Below are 16256 nucleotides of genomic sequence, written 5' to 3' on the forward strand. Positions count from 1 at the left end.
CCACGGTCACGTTTGTGCTGCCTTCGACGGCGCTGGTGCCCACCAAGGTCACCTTGACCGTGTCAGGCGTATCGGCCACCACCACGTCTGCCGTGGCTGTGGTGTCCAGATTTTCAAAGTTACCGCCGCCATTGGTGCCTGTAATGGTCAGCGTCTCGGTGGCGCCATCCTTGTAGACGTCATCGCCCTGCACCGCAAACGCGGTCGATTGCACCACTGTGCCCGGTACATAGCCCACGCCAAACGTGATCGTGGCGCCGTTGCTCAGTGTCACCACCAGTTCGGTTTGTGGTGCGTGGTCAAGGCTGCCGCCCACGGTCACGTTCGTGCTGCCTTCGACGGCGTTGGTACCGACCAAGGTCACTTTGACCGTGTCTACGTCATCAACCACCTGAGTTTGGGTGCTGGTGTTGCTGTCCAAGCTGTCATAGCCGCCACCTGATGTGGAGCCAATTTCAAAAGTCTGGGTATTCGTTCCCTGGATGTACACATCATCCACTCGGCTTCCGACGACAACTGAGCCCGTGTAGGAGCCCACAGGTATGGTGATGACCTCGCCTGTTTTCAGGGTGATGACCAAGTCTGTGCCAACAGGTGGCTGGTCCACTGTGGCAGTGATCGTGATGCCTCCACCTTCCACCACCTGAGGGGTGCTGGAAAGTTGCACCTTCCCTGCATAAGGGGTGGCAGGTGTTTCGGCTGCGGATTCTTCTGGTACAGCGCCACCAGATAAACGATCAGCATCCAGCGCAGTGATCGAGCGCGGGTATGCAAGGTCCAGCGGAATGGTGGCTTCCAGAACATTGGCCAGACGCACAAATGTGCTGCCGCCAGCTTCGCCACCACCCAGTGTTGCGGCCGGAGCCTCCAGATCTGCAAAAGGATCTTGCCCCTGATTGATGGCGGCAATCAGACCATCAATCTCTGAAGGCGCTAACGCTGCCACAGCAGCTTCTTGCGGCAAGGTGCTTGTAAAAAGCTCCGCATTCAAGCTCATGTCCTGGCCGGAGTCCACCGTAATAAGCGTCTGACCTTGCGCCTGCAACTGCACTTGAGCACCCGAGGCTGTCACGACGTTGGCATTTTCCGCAATCTCCATGCCTTCTGTCAGCGGTATCAGCGTTCCATTATTGTTGTCACGTACCCATGCTTGCCCTGTCAGCTTCACCACCACTACCGTTGCCATTGACTGTCCTAACTTTTCTTAGATTGCACTCACACTACCCGTGGTAGCGACCCGCGGGCAAACACCCGAATACGTTTAGATACTAAGAAAAAACTAGGGGTAATGCTATTGGCCGCAAAGCCAATACCCAATGCTTTAAGCCACTCCAGCGTACGCGCCCTTGCAGCACTTAATGTGCCGCCACTGCACCACTGGTGCCTGGCATGAACTCTCCGAGAAAATCCAAAAAACTGCGCACCGCTGGCGTCAGCCCGCGCCGAGAGCTAAATACCGCGTGCACGATGCCCGGTGGAAAGCGCCACTGCGGCAGGACAACAACCAGCTCACCCCGCTTGATTTCAGCCTCACACATGTAATCGGGCAGATAGCACACACCGGCACCACCCAAGACTGCCAGCTTCAATGTCATCAAATCATCTGCCATGTAGCGAACCTGTGGCTGCAGTTGCACCTCGGCACCCGTATCACTGCGCAGCCGCCAATGTGCAACGCCTTCAAAGGACGACATGGAAAGCACTTGGTGCTGCAGCAGATCTTGTGGCGTTGCAGGCACCCCTGCCCGCACCAGGTACTGCGGGCTGGCCAGCAAAATCTGATTGGCCACATCCAGCCGCTTGACCACCATGCTGGCGCTGTCTTCCAGCGAAGCGCGCACACGCAGGGCCACATCAAGACCCTCTTCCACCACGTTGACAGGGCGGTTCACCACGGTCATCTCGACACGCACCTCGGGGTAGCGCTCCAGATAGCGGGGGATCAGCGGTGCCAGCACTGTTTGCGACAGAGTGACGGGGCAGCTCACACGCACCGTGCCACGGGGCTCGCTCTGCACCTGCTGAACCGTATCCAGCGCCGCCTGTGCCGCATCACGCATGGCTTGACAATGGCGCAAATAGGCGGCGCCCACCTCGGTCAGTGACAGCTTGCGCGTGGTGCGCTGCAAAAGTCGCACGCCCAGCAAAGCTTCCAGTTCTGCCACCCGACGCGACAGGCGTGACTTGGGAATCCCCAGCGCACGCCCGGCCGCTGCGAATCCCCCGCGCTCTACCACCTCGGCAAAGTACAGCATGTCGTTGAGGTCTTGCATGAAGCGACTCCTTAATTGTTCCAAATTTAGAACAATCTATCGCATTAATGCAGACTTATCAAATTTAAGTGTGTAATCCATACTTCAGCCCATCGAACCAAATTCTCAGGAGCACACCTTGAAACTACTGCACGTTGACTCATCCATCACTGGCGATAACTCTGCGTCGCGCAAGCTGACACAGCAAATTGTGGCTGCCTGGACCGCCAAGCACCCAGACACTGAAGTGGAATATCTGGATTTGGTCGCTCAGGCCCCCAACCACTTCACCATGGCTGCGATGGCACCGCGTACGGGCCAGACTGAAGGCCTGAGCGCTGAGCAAACTGCAGAGAACGCTGTGTCCGAGCAACTGGTGAGCCAGTTTCTGTCTGCCGACGTGATTGTGATTGGCGCGCCTTTCTACAATTTCTCCATTCCTTCTCAGCTGAAGGCCTGGATTGACCGCCTGGCCCAGCCCGGACGCACTTTCCGCTACACCGCCAGTGGCCCCGAAGGTCTGGCCAAGGGCAAGACCGTGATCGTGGCTTCCAGCCGTGGTGGCGTGTACTCCACCTCCGAAGCCATGCAGGCGCTGGAGCACCAAGAAAGCTACCTGAAGGTAGTGCTGGGCTTCTTTGGCATCACCGACGTGCGCTTTGTGCGCGCCGAGGGTCTGGGCATGGGCCCTGAAGCCGTGGCCTCTGCATTTGCCAGCGCTGCTAACGATGTGAAGGCTGTGACAGCCGCTTAATCACAGCGCCTGCGCCATGCAAAAAGCCTGCTCATTCGAGCAGGCTTTTTTTGTTGTTACGCCGGTCATGCTGTGTACTGCGTGCTGTGCTGTGCACGTTGGCACCACAACACCAGTCCGTGCAAGGCCGTTACAAACCTGGCACAACGCCGGTACTGCGCTGACTGCGGTACGTAACTCAATCACCTCATTAACGCACCACACGGCGACTGAACCCCAACAATTGCCGGACGCTGGCCGAAAAACTCATACAGCACGATGCAGCGAGCATGTGCATTAATAAAGGAGCTACCAACGCTTACTACATAACGTTTTCAGATATAAAACTATTTGAAACCGTTTATTTATAAGCGATAGCAGCTATTATTTTTAATATATGAACGCTTTACTTGCCAATACCGCCGTGCGCCAGCGACCACTTGGCGGGGTTTTGCAGGAAGGCTTGCCAGATGGCCAGCTGCTCGACCGAAAAGCCACCCCGCTGAAAAGCCATGGCCAGCACGTCTTGCCAGTTGCACAGCGCATGCACGCGCACACCGTGCTGGGACAGCACGGTATCCGAGCCAAAGCAGCCGTAGTCAAACACGACAAACAGGTCTTCTACGCGTGCACCCTGGGCACGCAGGGCGTCGATAAAGCTCAGCTTGTACTGCCCGGCAGAGACCATGTCATCCACCAGCAGCACTTTGCCGCCCTGCTCGACCACGCCTTCAATCTGGCGGCTGCCCACAGCGCGCTTGCGCACGTACTGCAAGGGCATGTCCAGCTTTTCAGCAAACCATGCCGCAAAGGCAATGCCACTGGATTCGCCGCCGGCCACGGCGCTCAGGCCCTGCAGCGCGCCGGCATCGAGCAAGCGCTGCACGCCCTGCTTCATCAAGCCGCGACGAATAGTGGGCAGCGAAATCAGCCGCGTAGCATCCATGTACACCGGGCTGGCCCAGCCCGAGGGGAGCAAAAATGGCGCATCGGTGCGCACTTCCACGCAACCGGCATCCAGCAACCATGCTGCGGCTTGTTGGCTCAAAGATTCATTCATGGTGTTCTTTCTAGGCAATGGGGCAACGTGCCAGCAAATCACGCAGGCGCTGCGCGCCCGCTTTGCCTTTGCTGGCCGTGGCCCATAAATGTGTGGTCATGCGCTCGTGCAGCGCCACGGCTTCTTGCGAGGCGGTAACCATGGCCATGCCGTTGCGCACGTTGGGCAACTCGCCCAGGCGAAATGGGCTGTGCATCAGCACCCTGTGGCCGGCTCCGATCAGCACCTGGTAGGTGGCCGAGGGCATGGCGTCATCCACCAGCCCTACTTGCGCATACCAGGGCTCGCTGTCCATCAGCTCGGCAATGCGCAGCACTTCATGGTGCGCCGCCTGCCTGCGCTCGCGGCGCACCTGGGCGGGCATGTCCATGCGGCCAATCAACCCGGTTTGCACAAAACGCTCTAGCTCGCGCAGGCCAATCAAGCTGACGATGTGGGGCTTGCGCCGCTCAAAGTTGAGCTTGCGCTCGCGCAAGATGTCCATGATCTGGTGCGTTTGCTGGGCTTGGGCGCTGGCATCCGTGCCTTGCGGTAAGGCTTCCTCCAGCATCAAGGCCAGATAGCCCAGATACTGCTCAGACATGAGCAGCACCGAGATCGGCTCAAAGTGCGCCAGGATGCGCTCTGAGGTTTGCTCAATCTGGCGCATGCGCTCAAACAGTGCCAAGGCTGAGGCGTAGTACTCTGCCTCCACGCCCAGCAGCGATGCCAGGCTGGTGCCCAGCAAATGCGCCAGACGCTCCAGCGTGTCGATTTTGACAATTTCGCCTTTTTCCATGCGATAGACCACCGCACGCGATACCCCCAGTTGCTGCGCCACTTCATCGGCTTGCAGGCCCGCGCCCATGCGGTAGGCGCGCAGCCGGTCGCCCATGGCAGCGTAGTCAATGTGGGAGGTAAAGGCAGAAGCTGGCATAAAAAGCTGGGACCACTAGTGCGATGCAGCGCGTGGGGTGATGGCGGCAATCGTATCGGCCATCACCTGCGTGCCAAGCATAAAGTCCGACAGCTCCATGGCTTCATATGGGTTGTGCGAGCCATTTTGGTTGCGTACAAACACCATGGCCGAAGGGATGCCGCCGTTGGCAAACAAGGCCGCATCATGGCCTGCGCCACTGGGAATGCGCTCATGCGCAATACCGCGGTCACGGCAGGCCTTGGCCATCAGGTCGCACAAATGCGGATCAGTGATGGCAGGCTCGCTGAGCAAACGGCGGTCAGCCTTGAACTGCACGCCGCGCTCACGCTCAATGGAGTTCATCTCGGCCTGCACCAGCTGGTAGAAGGCCTCCAGCGTGTCGCTGCTCTTGCTGCGTGCTTCAAAACTGAAGTGGGCGTAGCCAGGCACACGCGAGATGGAATGCTCGGCCGGGTTGGTCTGCACCACACCGCAAGTGACCACCAGATCGGTGCCGCGCTCCAGCAGTGCGCGCCAGTGGTTGTCTACGCGCACAATCAGATCTGATACGGCAAACACCGCATCCTTTCGCAGCCAGCGGGGCACCACGCCCGAGTGCTGGGCCTCGCCAAAGCACTCAATCTTGTTGTGACGCACATTGCCGCGAATGCCGCTGACGACACCCACCGGGATTTCGCGCGCCACCATCACCGGGCCTTGCTCAATGTGCAGCTCTACGTAGGCCAGCACATCGGCTGGGTTGAAGAGTTTTTCCTGGCGGCTGATGGCGTCGACATCAGCGCCGCAGGCCTTGAAGGCATCGCGCAGGCTGATGGCATCGCCACGGCGCTGCAGCTCCAGATCTGCGGACGACAATTTGCCCCACAACGCGCCTGAGCCCATGTAGGCCTTGCCAAACCACGCACTTTCTTCACCGCGAAAACCAATCACTTTCAGTGGCGCGGGCAGCGTCGTGCCAGCGCGCTTGGCGGCAATCAGCACCAGCAAGCCGGCCACCACACCAGCCAGACCATCATAGTTGCCGCCCTGGGGCACTGAATCCAGGTGCGAGCCCGACCAGATGGCCGGTGTGGTGCGGGTGTCTGCAGGGTCAAAATAAATGAAATTGCCCGCGCGGTCGGTAGCAACCTCCAGACCTTCTTTGCGCGCGAAGGTATCGAGGTAGGCGGCGCAGGCGTTCTCGCCTTCACCATAGCTGGCACGGGTGACACCGACGCCATCAAATGTCAGCGCACGGACATCCGCAAACAATTGCTGTGCAAGGGGCTGTAAAGACTGCAGTTCCATATCAACATGCCTGCACTCCAACGTGCGTACAGGCTTTCAGGGTTGCTAAGGACACATGCTAATCTCAAAAAAGATACGTACTTCCCGCAATTAAGTGCTGAATTTGAATTTTCAGTATCTTTTTTGACACCAAGGCATCTCCATCTGACATGCCCCACAAGGCACAGTACCAATTGCTACGGTTCAAGCTGCAGCCTGTGGCATGCCCCCAGCCAAGGGCCACACCATGAAAAATGCCCGCACAGGGCGGGCATGGATGGCGCAGAAGACCAAAAAGCTTAGCGTTTAGGCCTGGACTTTTTCACAGCGGGAGCAACCGCCGCCTTGTCTTTCTTGCTGCCGATCTTACTTTCCTGACCCTTGAGCAAGCGGCTGATGTTCTCTGCATGGCGCCACAGCAGCAATGCCGACATGGCAATCACTGCCAGCAGCACCGGTTTTTCATAATCCCAAAGGCTTGCGCCAAACAGCACGTAATACACCGGTGCAAGCACGGCAGCCAGCAGTGCCGACAGTGATGAATAGCGCGTGACAACAGCTACCGCCAGCCATGTCAGCAACACCAGCAGACCCAGCCAGCCGCTCAGGCCCAGCAGCACGCCCAGCGCAGTGGCAACGCCTTTGCCACCCTTGAATTTGAAGAAGATCGGGAACAGGTGTCCCAGAAAAGCTGCAATGGCCACCAGTGCCAGCGTACCTTCGTGCAGGCCATATTCAGGACCCCAGTACTTCACCAGCAGCACGGGCACCAGACCCTTGACGGCATCCAGCAGCAGCGTCAGTGCTGCGGCGGTTTTGCTGCCTGAGCGCAGCACATTGGTTGCGCCAGGGTTGCCACTGCCGTAGGAGCGCGGATCATTGAGCCCCATGACAGAGCTGACAATGACCGCAAACGACAGCGATCCAATCAAATAGGCCACCACGGTGGCCAATACAGGTAATACGGAATTCAAAACTGCAATCCTTGCCTGCCTTCAGGGCAGACTTTTGTTATGTGGGTTTCTACAGCACCAGGTGCCAAAGTGCTTATTGTGCCAGCGCGCACTGCACGGGCCTGGCACCCAGCAAGTCCACACAAACCCTTGGATCCAGCTGCACCAGAAAACCGCGCCGCCCACCATTGATGGCAATGCGCGGCAGCTCCAAAATGGATTGCTCGATATACACCGGCATGGGCTTGCGCAGCCCAAACGGCGAAGTGCCCCCCACCAGATAGCCACTGTGGCGACTGGCTACCTCAGGCTTGCAGGGCTCTACGCTCTTGGCACTGATCTGGCGCGCCAGATTTTTGGTGGAGACGGTGCAGTCACCGTGCATCAGCACAATCAGCGGCTTGGCATCCTGGTCTTGCATGACCAGGGTTTTCACCACGGCGTGCTCATCGAGCCCCAGTTGCTTGGCAGATTCTGAAGTGCCGCCGTGCTCCACATACTCATAAGGATGTTCGGTAAACACCACTTTATGGGCTTTGAGCATGTGCGTAGCCGGCGTTTCGCTCACATGGACTTTGTCTTTTTTTGCCATTGGCTTGAAGAACGTTGGGTGGGCGGCTTATTACTGCCCTGGGTCGCGAAATTTCCAGCGCAGTGCATCCACCTGGCTCAACAGCTCAGGTGTCAGCTGCACGCTCCAGGCATCCAGATTTTCATCCAGCTGCGCCAGACTGGTCACACCAATGATGGTGCTGGCCACGCGCCAGCTGCGGTAGCAAAAGGCCAGTGCCAGCTGAGTTGCAGTCAGGCCATGCTCGCGCGCCAAGGCGTTGTACAGGCGCGCCGTCTCCAGCGCTTCTGGGCGGCCCCAGCGCTGCTTTTGCACCGAGGGATATGCCAGCCGCGTGCCTTGCGGGGCATCAGGACCGGTGGTGCCCGATGCGTCGTATTTGCCCGTCAGCAAACCCACGCCCAGCGGCGAATATGCCAGCAAGCTCACGCCCAGACGGTCGCAGCTTTCATCCATGGCGTTGTCCCAGCTGCGGTTAATCAGGCAGTACGGGTTTTGCACGCTGGCCACGCGTGGCAGGCCGTATTGCTCGGCCAGACGCACAAACTCATGCACGCCATAAGGCGTTTCGTTGGACAAGCCCACGTTGCGAATCTTGCCCTGCTGTACCAGCTGAGCGAGCGTCTCCAGCTGCGTATGGATGGACGTCTGCGTCACTTCCTTGGCAGGGTCGTAATACAGGTTGCCAAAGGCCGGGGCATGCCGCTCGGGCCAGTGAATCTGGTAGAGATCAATCACATCGGTTTGCAGACGGCGCAAGCTGCCCTCGCACGAGGCCACAATGTCCGCCGCTGTCATGCCTGCGCCTTCGCGAATCCAGGGCATGCCTCGCGAGGGGCCCGCCACCTTGGTTGCCAGCACGATCTTTTCGCGCACACCGGGGCGCGCTGCCAGCCAGTTGCCAATGATGGTCTCCGTCGCACCGAAGGTTTCAGCGCGTGCAGGTACGGCATACATCTCGGCCGTATCCCAGAAATTCACGCCACGCTCCAGCGCGCGGTCCATGATGGCGAAGGCTTCGCGCTCGCTGACCTGCTCGCCAAAAGTCATGGTGCCCAGGCAAATGGGGCTGACCATCAAATCACTGCGGCCCAGCCGCACGGGGTTCATCATTGGGCTATTCATAGCCAGCAAGTGTAGAGCGCTGCGTCGCCATCTTGACTGTGGTCAGTACCGACTGCACAAATAATGCACCGCATGTATACCCCTTTGCGCCCCAGCACCACCCAAGACCTGCCCATTCGCCACATGACCTACCGGGTGCGCACGTGGGGCCAGCCTCGCGCTGATGTGCCGCCGCTGGTGTTACTGCATGGCTGGATGGATGTGGGTGCGTCCTACCAGTTTGTGGTGGACGCCTTGAGTGAAGCCTTTTTTACCGGTCGCCACATCATTGCCCCTGACTGGCGTGGCTTTGGCCACAGCATGCCCCCCTCACCCAGCGACAGCTACAGCTTTGCTGACTACCTGGGTGATCTGGACGCCCTGCTGGAGCATTACGCCCCCGAAGGGCAAATGGTGGATCTGGTGGGGCACAGCATGGGCGGCAACGTGGTCATGCTGTACGCAGGGGCTCGCCCTGCACGCATTCGCCGTGTGATCAATCTGGAAGGCTTTGGCCTGCCTGCCACCCAGCCCGCGCAAGCGCCTGAACGCATGGCCCAGTGGCTCGATGAGCTCAAAGCCTTGCACAGCGGTGCAATTGAGCTCAAAACCTACGACAGCGTGCAGGCCGTGGCAGCACGCCTGCAAAAAACCAACCACCGCCTGAGCGCAGACAAAGCGCTGTGGCTGGCCGGTGAATGGGCGGCCCCCAATGCGCAGGGCCGCTGGGCCATTTTGGGTGATGCCGCGCACAAGATCGTCAACCCCCAGCTGTTCCGGCTGGACGAAACCCTGGCACATTACGCAGCCATCAGCGCACCCGTGCTGGCCGTGGAGGCCACGGCTGACAGTCTGGGTCAGTGGTGGAAAGACCGGTACAGTCTGGCCCAGTACCACGAACGCCTGAAAGCCGTACCCCACTGCCGCATTGCCCAGCTCGATGATGCAGGCCACATGCTGCACCACGACCAGCCCCAGCGAGTGGCGCAGATGATTGAAGACTTCTGCCAGCCTGAGCCCACGCGCAGCACTGAGTAAATCAAATCAGAAGCAGTTAGCGCTTTCATTTCAAGGCTTTGCGGTACATTTCAACCTATAACCCTTGATTTGCATGCGCAAGCAGCTCTTGTTTTTGCGCCTGCTGTTATGAAAGCCTGCTGCCATGTGGCTCACCGACTTGCTGCGCAAACTCACCAAAGGCCCCAACGTGGGCGAAACCTTCCGCGACTACATAGGCTGCTACCTCTTTGGCACCGAAGTGGCTGGCGCTGCCAAGCCCGAGTACATCGGTGCACCCGCCACCCTGGAGCAGCTTGAAGTGGAAGTGCGCCGCTATCTGCAAGACTTCATCAGCACACAAAAAGGCACGGTCACGCCCGAAGTGCAGACCGTGCAGGCGCTGCTGGCCGATCTGCCCCTGCGACTCAACACCCATGTCCACGGCGACATGAGCCAGCCTTTCATCTCTTTTCCCGGCATTGACATGTTTATCCGCAAAGGCGTGCGCCAGCGGCGCAAAGAAAACGGCAAGTTTGTCGAATAAACAGGGCCTTGGGGCCAATGCACCCTATAGTCCACGCCAGTCCTTATCCGCCACAACGCTTGCCCATGACTGAGACCGCGCAGCCGTCCACAGACACTGCCCCGCTAGACCCCCGCCAGCTGCTCTTGCCCTCCGTGACCGCCATGGTGCAGGATCTGACGCACATGCTGCCGCCCGCCAGCGTGGTGCAAGCGCTGCAAGCCAAGCAACTGCTGCAGCAAATGGTCAATGCCTTGCAAGTGGTGCAGCTCAACAGTCTGGCCACCCTCATGCAGGCCATGGAAGTGCCCCTGCTGCACTACGCCACAACTGGCGAGGCGCCGGCAGATAAAACGGGCGAACTGCTGCAGCTGGCCGCCCGCGATGCCCATGCTTTTTTACAGGCAATGCAACGCGGGGAGCCCACCTGCCCGCAGGACCTTTTTGCCAGCTACCGCGCACTGACCAAACTCAGCGGCAAAGACACCGCCCATCCCGCCGACCTGTGGGATAGCCCCTGGCCCACGCCCACACTCACAGCGCCCCAGGGCGTTGAAGCCACCCCGCCCTGCGCTGAGCTGCGCGCCCTGCTTGACCAGCATGTGCTGGCGCTGCTGCAGACCGGCAACCCCGCGTTTTGCACCACGCTGCAGCAGCTGAGTCTGGGTCTGTCTGCCCATGCGGCAGATGCCACCACCTGGCATCTGGCTGCGGCATGGCTGCAAGCGCTGGAATACGGCCTGCTGGAGCTGGACCTTTACGCCAAACGTCTGGCCTCGCGCCTGCTTGCGCACTACGCCAGCTTTGCCAAAGGGCAGGAAGTACCAGCACCTGCACTGGCGCGTGACTTGCTGTTCTTCTGTGCACAAGCCACCGATGCTGCCATGCAGCGCCAGCAAAGCCTGCCTGCTGCACTGGCAGTGGTGCACCAGCATTGCCAGCCCATAGCAGCCGCAAAGGCTGCCCTGCAAGCGGAGACAGCCACTGAAACATTCATGCTGGATACGCCAGAAGGCCGCGTAGCGCTGCACCAGCCGCCCGCTGCACCTCAGAGCCTTGCAGCACTGCCTGCCTTTCAAGCGGCTCCAGAAATTCTGCCTACCGAGCCCCTTTTGCAAGGCCTTGCTACCACAGCGCAGCTTGCACCAGACCTTGATTTTCTGCATGCGGCCGAACTGCTGTCGCAGCAACTGGAGTCCAGCATCGCCGCGTGGCTGACCGATGAAAGCGCAGTCTTGCCGCAAGAAGCTGTCGAGCAAGCAGCAGAGCTGTCGCGTCTGGCCTGGGCATCAGGCTGCACAGAGATTGCCACCCTGTCTCACTTGCTGCAGCGCTGCCTGCAGCGCATGCGCGCAGATTCGCACCCGGCACAGCGCCAAACCTGCCAGCACGCCAGCGAAGAAATTCACCGCCTGCTGCACCAGTTCGCCGCAGGTTTTATGCGCCGCGCACACCCTCAGGTGATGGAGGCGCTGTACAGCCTGTGCGCACAGCTGCCAGAGACAACTGCCCCTTTCCCTGTTCAAGACCTGCCTGAGTCAGACCCCACGCCACACGGTGGCAAGGCTGTGGACGCCTTAACCGGCAACCCAGTTGCAACTGAACCAGCGCAGGACGAAGCCGCACTGGCCCTGGAGGCTGAGCCACCCGCACCAGCGCCTGTGCTGGATGCCATGCATTTTTCGGTTTTTGAAGAAGAAATGCTCAGCGTCTGGCCCAGACTGCAAAGCGCGCTCAAACAGTGGCAACAATCTCCCCAGGACCAGAGTGCACGACAAATTTTGCTGCGCAGCCTGCACACGCTCAAAGGCAGTGCACGTCTGGCAGGCGTCATGGCCTGGGCCAGCCAGGTGCACGCGCTGGAAGGCTTGGCCCTGGATGTGCAACCCCATCACGGGCCACGTGGCCCGGCATCATTGCCGCAGCCTCTGGAGGCCTTGCGCATTGCCTTTGTCGCGTTGCAGCAAGAGATGGCCGACCGCCATCCAGATCACCTGCAAAGCCGTCTGAGCCAGAACCCGCTGGAGACCGTGGGCCGCCATGCACAGGCCTTGTGGAGCACCCAAGACGCTGGCCAGCAGGCACTGACGGCCAGCCAGCTGTCTTTGAACGAAATTGCCGCTGGCTTGCAAAAACTGCGTACGCACATCAAAGACTGTGCTGCCTGGGCCGATTCACTCATGCTGCATGGCGATGTAGAGCTGCCGTATGAATGGCATGAAGAGCTGCATGCCCTGGTGCATGGCCTCAATGACTGCACCGACGATTTAGGCACCGCCCAGCAGCAGCTGCAGCATGGTGTGGCTGATACCCACAACGCGCTCAGCACCCATGCGGGCCACCTGCGCGCTTTGCAACACACCTTACTCTACGCACGTTTGCGACCTTTGGCTCACATTCAGGAGCGGCTGACCCACTGCGCACAGCTGGCAGCACAGGACACAGGCAAACCTGTGGAGCTGGTCTGGCAAGGCATAGACACCCAGATGGAGCACAGCGTGCTGGATGCCCTGACGCCAGCGCTGGAGCACCTGCTGCGCAACTGCGTGGCACACGGCATTGAAGCCACGCAGGCCCGCCAAAGCGCCCAAAAAGCTGAAACAGGAAAAATTCACATCCGTCTGCACAATGCCGGCCAGCAACAGCTGCTCAGCCTGCAAGACGATGGAGCGGGGCTGAACGTTGCGGCCATTTGCAGCAAGGCCCTGGCATTAGGGCTGATCGCTGCAGACGAGACCATAGACAACGCCCGCGCAGCACAGCTGATCTTGCAGCCGGGTCTGAGCACAGCCACGGCCGTCACCGAACTGGCTGGCCGCGGCATCGGGATGGATGTGGTGGCTGACACCATTGCCAGTCTGGGCGGGAAACTGCGCATTACCAGTGCTGCAGGGCAAGGCTGCCGGTTTGACATTACCTTGCCTGCCCCTCCGCAGGTGGAGCAGGTGGTGGCTTTGCGCGCAGGCAGCTGGCGCGTTGCCTTGCCGGCGCGCAGCCTTGAGACCGTGCGCCGCATTGCCGTGGACACCGCCACGCAAGCCCTGTCACAAGGGGTCTTGCAAGACGATGCATCCGGCCCTTTGCCGGTGTACTGGGCAGGTGCCGTGTGGCAGCAATCGGCGCACAGCATGGAGCCCACACTGGACGGCCAGCGCAGCCTGCTGATCGTGCGCAGCGACAGCGCACGCTGGGGCCTGGTGGTCGATGAGGTACTGGGCACGCAGGAAGTGACGCTGCAGCCCCCCACAGATATGGAAGTGCCCGTACCTGGCCTGCTGGGTACGGCCGCGCAGCCGTCTGGGCAGGTGCTGCAGGTGTATGAGCCTGCAGCCGTGCTCAGCGCCCATGAAGCACGCTTGCTGGCCCGGCACGATGCGGCAGAAAATGTGCCCATTGCTGCAGACAATGCACCCGATCGTCCCCTGATACTGCTGGCCGATGATTCACTGAGCGTGCGCCGCCTGGCCCAGCATTTGCTGCAAACCAATGGCTACCGTGTCGCCACTGCCGCCGATGGACTGGAAGCACTGCAGTGGCTGCAAGCAGACAATGCCCCCGCGCTGTTAATTGCCGATGTGGAAATGCCCAACATGGACGGCATGGAGTTGCTGCGCCGTGTGAGGGCTGAGGCCCGCTTCAAGCAATTGCCCATCGTCATGCTGACTGCGCACATTGCAGGCCCCGTCAGCCAAAAAGCGCTGGATCTGGGCGCTCAGGCATTTCTGACCAAGCCCTACTCGCCCAACCAATTGCTGGCCCAGGTACGCCGTTACTGCACAACGGTTGTGGCGCAGTAAATAAGGCGCGGCGGTTTAGGGATTGCGGCCCCGGGCGAGCCGGAAAACACCTTCCAACAGGGATTGACTGCTCGCCGTATATCCGTTCCGCAGCGCCTCAAGTCAGCAATTGCTTTAAATCCATAGGGTAAATTTCCTACGCTGGATGTAACAACTCGCAAATACGCTGCATTTTTCGTAGCGCGGGCATCTCCGTTTACCGTCCTGCGAAAACCCAGCCCGCTCGCTCTGTGACGGAGCCCATCAAGCACCACCCTGTGGTGGTTTGCAACTCTTGCACTGACCATGCGGCCATCAGACTCGAAGTGAGGACTAGAGACATCCATGCGCAACAACCAGCCAGTTACCAGCAATGAATATGTGATGGCAGACAACGCAACGTTGATGTCCACCACCGATCCACACAGCCACATCAGCTATGCCAATGCCGCCTTTGTCAGCGCCAGCGGCTATACGCTGGAAGAGCTGCAAGGCCAGCCGCACAACATCGTGCGCCACCCCGATATGCCACCCGAGGCATTTGCCGACATGTGGGCCACCCTCAAAGCTGGCGAGCCCTGGAGCGCGCTGGTCAAAAACCGCCGCCAAAACGGTGACTTTTACTGGGTGCGCGCCAACGCCATTCCCATCATGCGCAATGGTGCGGTCAAAGGCTTCATGTCCGTGCGCACCAAACCCACTGCACAAGAAACACAGGCCGCTGGCGCCCTGTACGCGGCCATGCGTGCAGGCAAAGCCACAGGCACACGCATTTACAAAGGCATTGTGGTGCGCAAGGGGCTGTTGAAGATTGTGTCTGCCGGCAAACTCATGTCTGTGCGCGCGCGGGTGCGGCTCAACATGCTGGGGCTATGGCTGCTGGCGCTTGCTGGGGTACTGGCAGTGCAAGGCATCAACCCTGCGGGGTACAGCCTGGCAGGTTTGCTCACGCTGATTTTTGCCATGGGCAATGTGCTGCTGGAGATGCAATTTGCGCGCCCTATCGAGCAACTGCGCCAGCAAGCGCTGGATGTCGCCACGGGCAGTAACCGTGCTGCACTGAACGTGGACCGTGTGGACGAGATCGGCACCACCATGCGCACCATCAGCCAACTGGGCCTGATGTTTCGCTGGCTGATCGACGATGTCAGCCAGCAAGTGATGAATGTGCGCACAGCCGTTGAAGAAATTGCCAAGGGCAATCTCGACTTGAGCGAACGCACCGAGCGATCGGCTGCCAGCGTGCAGCAAACCGCGTCGTTCATGGAGCAAATGACCAGCACGGTCGAAAACAACGCGGGCACCTCGGCACAGGCCACACAACTGGCGCAAAAGTCATCCACCACGGCCAATCAGGGCGGTCAGGCCATGCACAAGGTTTCAGAGGTGATGGCAGAGATTTCTGCCAGCTCCAACCGCATGAACGACATCATCGGCGCCATCGACTCCATCGCTTTTCAAACCAATATTCTGGCGCTCAATGCCGCCGTTGAAGCGGCCCGCGCAGGCGAGCAAGGGCGCGGTTTTGCGGTCGTTGCCTCGGAAGTACGCGCTCTGGCCCAGCGCAGCGCCTCAGCAGCCAAAGAAATCAAGACACTGATTGGCACTTGCGTCAACAAAGTGCAAAGCGGCACCGCCTTGGTTGCCAGCACACAGGCTGAGATTGAATCCATCGTGCAGCAGGTGCAGCAGGTGTCGGTGTTGATTACCGACATCAGCGCCGCCACACGCGAGCAGCGCGACGGCATTTTGGAGGCCAACCAGTCCGTCGGTCAGATGGATTCCATCACCCAGCAAAACGCTGCCTTGGTTGAACAAAGTGCCGCAGCAGCGCAAAGCCTGGAAAACCAGACCCAGCGTCTGGTCGAAGCCGTCAGCGTATTTCACTAAGCGCTGCCAGCAGCACCCGGCAAAGCCGTCAACCGTACAAAAGTACGGCACGGCCAAGTAACGATGTATCAAACATGGCGCTGGCAGGCCCCGGGAACAAACAGGCTGCCCCTTGAGCGCCTGCGTCAGCAGTTGCCCAAGCCATACAGATAGCTGTTGTCCTGCCTGCTGGAAACCAGCCCTGCCGCATGGGTAATTACGGCCGAGCCC

General features: G+C 59.7%; 13 protein-coding genes. 5 read left to right on the plus strand and 8 right to left on the minus strand.

Going from position 1 to position 16256, the window contains the following annotated elements; translation table 11 throughout:
• Both IB213_RS15330 and IB213_RS15335 read right to left on the minus strand, forming a co-directional pair.
• The coding region (locus IB213_RS15330) for a retention module-containing protein (protein ID WP_192407661.1) at positions 1–1186 on the minus strand (1186 nt) is incomplete at its 3' end.
• Between the two features lie 169 nt (positions 1187–1355).
• Positions 1356–2273 carry a LysR family transcriptional regulator gene (locus IB213_RS15335; protein WP_192407663.1) on the minus strand — a complete coding sequence of 306 codons (918 nt, stop codon included), beginning with the start codon at positions 2271–2273 and terminating at the stop codon, positions 1356–1358.
• 118 nt (positions 2274–2391) lie between these two features.
• Here IB213_RS15335 and IB213_RS15340 point away from each other — a divergent pair, with 118 nt between their 5' ends.
• Complete coding sequence (locus IB213_RS15340) at positions 2392–3006, plus strand: FMN-dependent NADH-azoreductase (protein WP_191721458.1); 615 nt, start codon at positions 2392–2394, stop codon at positions 3004–3006.
• A 385-nt stretch (positions 3007–3391) separates the two neighbouring features.
• Here the strand turns inward: IB213_RS15340 and IB213_RS15345 are convergent, their stop codons facing one another.
• The 6 genes from IB213_RS15345 to IB213_RS15370 form a co-directional block, all read right to left on the minus strand.
• Positions 3392–4045, minus strand: a complete 654-nt coding sequence (locus IB213_RS15345) for an orotate phosphoribosyltransferase (RefSeq protein WP_191721457.1) — start codon at positions 4043–4045, stop codon at positions 3392–3394.
• A 10-nt stretch (positions 4046–4055) separates the two neighbouring features.
• Positions 4056–4961: a helix-turn-helix domain-containing protein gene (locus IB213_RS15350; RefSeq protein ID WP_191721456.1), complete on the minus strand. Its 906-nt coding sequence runs from the start codon at positions 4959–4961 to the stop codon at positions 4056–4058.
• Between the two features lie 15 nt (positions 4962–4976).
• Complete coding sequence (locus IB213_RS15355; protein WP_191721455.1) at positions 4977–6251, minus strand: hydantoinase/carbamoylase family amidase; 1275 nt, start codon at positions 6249–6251, stop codon at positions 4977–4979.
• Between the two features lie 278 nt (positions 6252–6529).
• Positions 6530–7204: a glycerol-3-phosphate 1-O-acyltransferase PlsY gene (gene plsY / locus IB213_RS15360; RefSeq protein WP_191721454.1), complete on the minus strand. Its 675-nt coding sequence runs from the start codon at positions 7202–7204 to the stop codon at positions 6530–6532.
• A 73-nt stretch (positions 7205–7277) separates the two neighbouring features.
• A complete protein-coding gene (locus IB213_RS15365) occupies positions 7278–7775 on the minus strand; it encodes an aminoacyl-tRNA deacylase (RefSeq protein ID WP_192407665.1) in 498 nt (165 codons plus the stop codon).
• Positions 7776–7805: 30 nt separating this feature from the next.
• Complete coding sequence (locus IB213_RS15370) at positions 7806–8864, minus strand: aldo/keto reductase (protein ID WP_191721773.1); 1059 nt, start codon at positions 8862–8864, stop codon at positions 7806–7808.
• Between the two features lie 87 nt (positions 8865–8951).
• Between IB213_RS15370 and IB213_RS15375 the strand changes: the two genes are divergently transcribed.
• The 4 genes from IB213_RS15375 to IB213_RS15390 all read left to right on the plus strand — a co-directional run bounded on the left by IB213_RS15375 (position 8952) and on the right by IB213_RS15390 (position 16046).
• Positions 8952–9896, plus strand: a complete 945-nt coding sequence (locus IB213_RS15375) for an alpha/beta fold hydrolase (protein ID WP_192407667.1) — start codon at positions 8952–8954, stop codon at positions 9894–9896.
• A gap of 124 nt (positions 9897–10020) precedes the next feature.
• A complete protein-coding gene (locus IB213_RS15380) occupies positions 10021–10401 on the plus strand; it encodes a hypothetical protein (RefSeq protein WP_191721451.1) in 381 nt (126 codons plus the stop codon).
• A gap of 65 nt (positions 10402–10466) precedes the next feature.
• The gene (locus IB213_RS15385) at positions 10467–14177 is read left to right on the plus strand and encodes a response regulator (protein WP_192407668.1); all 3711 of its coding nucleotides are present in this window, start codon (positions 10467–10469) and stop codon (positions 14175–14177) included.
• Positions 14178–14501: 324 nt separating this feature from the next.
• Positions 14502–16046 (plus strand): PAS domain-containing methyl-accepting chemotaxis protein, encoded by a 1545-nt coding sequence (locus IB213_RS15390; protein WP_192407670.1) that lies wholly within the window; start codon positions 14502–14504, stop codon positions 16044–16046.
• Positions 16047–16256: the final 210 nt, after the last annotated feature.

This window comes from Comamonas sp. CMM02, assembly GCF_014851485.1.
Taxonomy (GTDB): domain Bacteria; phylum Pseudomonadota; class Gammaproteobacteria; order Burkholderiales; family Burkholderiaceae_C; genus Comamonas; species Comamonas avium.